This window comes from Roseiarcus sp., from assembly GCF_049514155.1.
Taxonomy (GTDB): Bacteria; Pseudomonadota; Alphaproteobacteria; order Rhizobiales; family Beijerinckiaceae; genus Roseiarcus.
Window position 1 is genome coordinate 1 of record NZ_JBEKVH010000239.1, and the last position, 4,235, is coordinate 4,235.

The 4,235-nt window shown below is 66.7% G+C and carries 4 protein-coding genes; 1 reads left to right on the plus strand and 3 read right to left on the minus strand.

Annotated elements, in window-relative coordinates; genetic code table 11:
* Positions 1 to 311 precede the first annotated feature (311 nt).
* The 3 genes from ABSF49_RS20600 to ABSF49_RS20610 all read right to left on the minus strand — a co-directional run bounded on the left by ABSF49_RS20600 (position 312) and on the right by ABSF49_RS20610 (position 2,826).
* Positions 312 to 644 carry a hypothetical protein gene (locus tag ABSF49_RS20600; protein WP_424114508.1) on the minus strand — a complete coding sequence of 111 codons (333 nt, stop codon included), beginning with the start codon at positions 642 to 644 and terminating at the stop codon, positions 312 to 314.
* A gap of 9 nt (positions 645 to 653) precedes the next feature.
* The gene (locus tag ABSF49_RS20605) at positions 654 to 1,394 is read right to left on the minus strand and encodes a hypothetical protein (protein WP_424114509.1); all 741 of its coding nucleotides are present in this window, start codon (positions 1,392 to 1,394) and stop codon (positions 654 to 656) included.
* An 823-nt stretch (positions 1,395 to 2,217) separates the two neighbouring features.
* On the minus strand, positions 2,218 to 2,826 hold the full coding sequence (locus ABSF49_RS20610; protein WP_424114510.1) for a DUF5666 domain-containing protein: 609 nt from the start codon (positions 2,824 to 2,826) through the stop codon (positions 2,218 to 2,220).
* A gap of 130 nt (positions 2,827 to 2,956) precedes the next feature.
* Between ABSF49_RS20610 and rimO the strand changes: the two genes are divergently transcribed.
* Positions 2,957 to 4,235: 30S ribosomal protein S12 methylthiotransferase RimO (gene rimO / locus ABSF49_RS20615; RefSeq protein ID WP_424114511.1), on the plus strand; the 1,279-nt coding region annotated here is incomplete at its 3' end.

The following is a 4,235-nucleotide window of genomic DNA, read 5'->3' on the forward strand; positions in this document are numbered from 1 at the left end:
AGCGTCCCGGCGGGAGCGAACAGCGGATCGAGCAATGCGGGGCGCATGCCGCTTTATACAGGCCCGCCCGGGCGACAGGAAAGGCGCGAGCGGGGCACCAAGGAAGACGAAGATGAGAATAGCGCGACGGATTGTTCTGGTGGGAGCGACGGAATCCAAAGGCGCGAGAGGGTCCTTCTTAGCGCTGGGCGGACGATCAATCCGTGCCGTCGACTGAAGCCCCTCCGACGCCTGCGTCCAGCATCTGACCATCGCCGACGACGTCGCGGCTTCATGGGATGGAAGCGGTTGAGGCGGAGGCGGTCGGCGGGTCAGGATTCTTGCCGGGCCTGTCTCAGGATGTCCTCCATCTCATGGATGATGTCGCGGCCCTTTCTCGTTTCGCCCATCGTGTTTTCCGGGTCGGCCTCAAAGAGCGCCCGCATCCGGTCCGACATTCCCATCAGTTGATGGTAGCGCTCCTCTCCGAGCGTCGGCCGGACGTTGCTAAGCCCCTCGTTTAATTCTCGGAATACATACTCCACATCTTGGAACGGAAAACGTCCCGTTTTGTCTATGAACTTCGGCGACTTTAGAAGCATCCAGATTAGATGTTCCAAAAGTTCTCCGATGTCTTGCGGGATTGTCATCTTTACCGGCTTCATGAGTCACCTTTATAACCAAAGGTATAACCAAGCATCGGGGGGTCGGGGAATCAAGTAAGCGCCACCAAGCTCGCTCGGACGAATGATGACCACCGCGCGCGGTAGCGAGTCCGCGCGGAAGAATCCGCGGATTTGTGGTGCGCTGATCGTCTTCGAAGAAAGCGTCCAATCGAAAGATGCGTCTCCGATTCTTGCATCCGGAATCCTGTAACTTTGGCCACTCTCCGAACTTTCGTAGTCGCGATTGTTGATCGTCGCGTCCTCGCCTGGACCATAGGGAATGCCGAAGGAATCGAAGAGCTTTTTCAGGTCCTTCCGAACCGTGAAATCAACCCAGTTGCCGATCGCCTCCTCTCGCGACAAGCGCGGCTGGAGTCGGCTGGCGTCCGCCTCGCTTACGGCTTCCTCGTAGGCGGCGTCGACGGCGTCCTGCAAGAACCGCAGCGTCTCGACCTGCAGAGGCCCGGCGTTGCCGAGAATCTGATAATAGGCGGCGGCCCGCTCCATCCGCAGGTTGTTGATCAGATTCGTACGTGCTTGCCAGGTGAGGCCGGCGATCCCGCCCGGCGGCAGGAGTTCATCGTCCACGAAACTGGGGTCGACCTGTTTGACGTCCTCGACGAGAGCCCGGTACTGGCCCAAGGTCGCCTCCAGATTGGCCTCGTCGGAGACGGCGCTGACGCCGAAAAAACCGTCTATGGGCGCCAAGGGAATAGCCAGGGCGGGAGCATCCAGAAGGCCGGGGAACACGTCTTCGAGACGCGTGAAATCGTCCGGCGGCCCGTTCGACCGGCGAGACGCCTCTTCTTCCTCCGCGCCGCCGATCAGGTTGATGTGCGGGTCGTCGACCGCGGGCCGGTAGACTCCGTCGTCGAGCGGGAGACGGGGATTTTGAGCGGGAGTGATCTCGTGAGCAGAAATGGGCGCCGCGGGCTTGGCGGCGACGGCGGGCGCGCCGCCCGCGCCTTCCCCTGTCGTCCATTGACCGCCCGTCCGGCTGTCCGGCCGGGACGCGCGGCTCGTCCTGCCAGGCTGTCCCGCCTTTCTCCAGCTCGGCGACTTCCGCGAGCTTGGCGAGCGCCGAAGACGTCAGGTCCGGTAGATGCAGCAGCACGGTCTCGATGCCTGCGAGACACAGATCGCCGGCCTCGATCGCCTTAGCGGCGCGGCGCAAGCCGCGGTGAAGGCGAAGAATGACGTCCTCGGGCTGAGGCCCATAAGCTGCGCTCACAATCCGCCGCAGTCCCTGCGGCGGTTGGACCTCGCACCGCCGTCGTCCCGCCGCGTCGGCGCCGACGCGCACGAGGTCGACCGCGCCCAGCGCGACGCCCGCATTGTCACAAGCCAGTCCGCCTCCGCCGCGCGGGGCGAGTCGATACATTCGGGCCAGCGGCAGGTTCATCGGCAAGCGTCCATCCATGCAACATCATTATGTTCATGTTTTGTTCCTGTGTCAAGAATTTCCAAACGTTTCGCTGTTCCATCTGCCTGGAAATCAGAATGGCCAAGCGCCCCAAACGGCGTTCGGCGCCTCTTCCGGCGGCGAAGGGGAGCGCACAGCGCGAACGGCCCCTCACATCGGCGGCGTGACCCCGTTGACGCCGACGACGACGCTGCGCGCCTCATAGGCGCCGCCTTCGCCCACGCTGCCGCGCGCGACGATCGCGGCGCCGGCCATCAGGTCGCCGAGACCGCCTGGCTCGATGGCGACGATCGGCGTCGACTTGTCGACCGTGATCGTCTGCTGGCCGCCGTTATAGGCGACGACGATCTGCGGGCCGTCGACCTGTTCGACCCGCGCGTTGACCGCTCCGTTGGTCATCGTGCTGCCGGGCGCCAAATCGAACGGCCGGTGGCCGTCGCCGACGCCGCGCATCGACTCGGGGAAGATGTGGACTTCGAGCGCCTTCAGCGTCCCATCGTCGCCCGGCGCGGCGGCGACGCCGACATAGACGCCCGGCTTGACGTCGGCGAGGCTGGCGGCGGCGACCCGCGCGACCTTGGCGTCGGCCGCCAACCGCAGCGTCTTCTCCGCGCCGTCGCGCGTTTTGACGTCGAAGCTCTCGCGATCGGGCGCGACGCGCTCGATGATTCCGCGCAACGCGGCGGGCGGGGTCGCCTGTGCCCAGGCGGGCGCGGAGAGTGCGAGCAGCAGAGCGGCGGCGATGAGCGGCGATCGCATGAACGTCTCCCGGGGCTGGGGCTGGCGGAACTTTCGCGCCCAACTCGGGCGGAAGTTGGGGCGGCGCCCGCGGACCTGAGCGGGCGAGACGAGCCTTGCCGGCTCAGCCCCCCTGTGGCAAGCGGTCCCCATGACCGAACCCCCCTCCGATCCGGCCAAGCCGGCGCCGCGCGTCTCGTTCGTTTCGCTCGGCTGCCCCAAGGCGCTGGTCGACAGCGAGCGCATCCTCACCCGGCTGCGCGCCGAGGGCTACGAGCTCGTCAAGAGCCACGCCGGCGCCGACGCGGTGATCGTCAACACCTGCGGCTTCCTCGACAGCGCCAAGAAAGAATCGCTGGAGGCGATCGGCGCGGCGATGGCCGAGAACGGAAAAGTGATCGTCACCGGCTGCATGGGCGCCGAACCGCAGCAGATCCGCGACGCCTACCCCAATGTCGCGGCGATCACCGGCCCGCAGGCCTACGAGAGCGTGATGGAAGCGGTGCGCGCCGCCGCGCCGGCGCCCCACGACCCGTTCGTCGACCTGATTCCCGAGCAGGGCGTCAAGCTGACCCCGCGCCACTATTCCTATCTCAAGATTTCAGAGGGTTGCGACAACCGCTGCACCTTCTGCATCATCCCCAAGCTGCGCGGCGACCTCGTTTCGCGCCCCGCGGCCGAGGTGTTGCGCGAAGCCGAGAAGCTGGTGAAGGCGGGGGTGAAGGAACTGCTGGTGATCTCGCAGGACACCAGCGCCTACGGCCGCGACCTGCGCTACGCCGCGAGCCGCTGGCGCGACCGCGAGGTTTCGGCCCGCTTCCTCGACCTGACGCGCGAGCTGGCGACGCTCGGCGCCTGGGTGCGGCTGCACTACGTCTACCCCTACCCGCATGTCGACGAGGTGATCGCGCTGATGAACGGCGGCGCTGTGCTGCCCTATATCGACGTGCCGTTCCAGCACGCTTCGCCCGCCGTGCTGAAGGCGATGAAGCGGCCGGGCAACCAGGAGAAGACGCTCGAGCGCATCCGCGCCTGGCGCGCGATCTGCCCCGACCTGACCATCCGCTCGACCTTCATCGTCGGCTTCCCCGGCGAGACGGAGGAAGACTTCCGCCTGCTGCTCGACTGGCTCGACGAAGCCACGCTCGACCGGGTCGGCGCGTTCAAATACGAGCCGGTCGCCGGCGCGCGCGCCAACGACCTCGGCCTCGCGCCCGTGCCCGACGAGATCAAGCACAGCCGCTGGCAGCGTTTCATGGCGCGCCAGCAGGCGATCAGCGCCAGGCGGCTCGCCGCCAAGGTCGGCCGGCGGCTGCCGGTGATCATCGACGAGGGCGGCGCCGGCGCGGCCAAGGGCCGCAGCCAGGGCGACGCGCCGGGCATCGACGGGAGCGTGCATGTTGCGACGCATCGTCTGCTGCGCCCCGGCG

Bases quoted from the DNA above. Each gene is read 5' to 3' on its own strand.
- ABSF49_RS20610 (WP_424114510.1), bottom strand. From the start codon at position 2,826: ATGCGATCGCCGCTCATCGCCGCCGCTCTGCTGCTCGCACTCTCCGCG.
- ABSF49_RS20600 (WP_424114508.1), bottom strand. From the start codon at position 644: ATGAAGCCGGTAAAGATGACAATCCCGCAAGACATCGGAGAACTTTTG.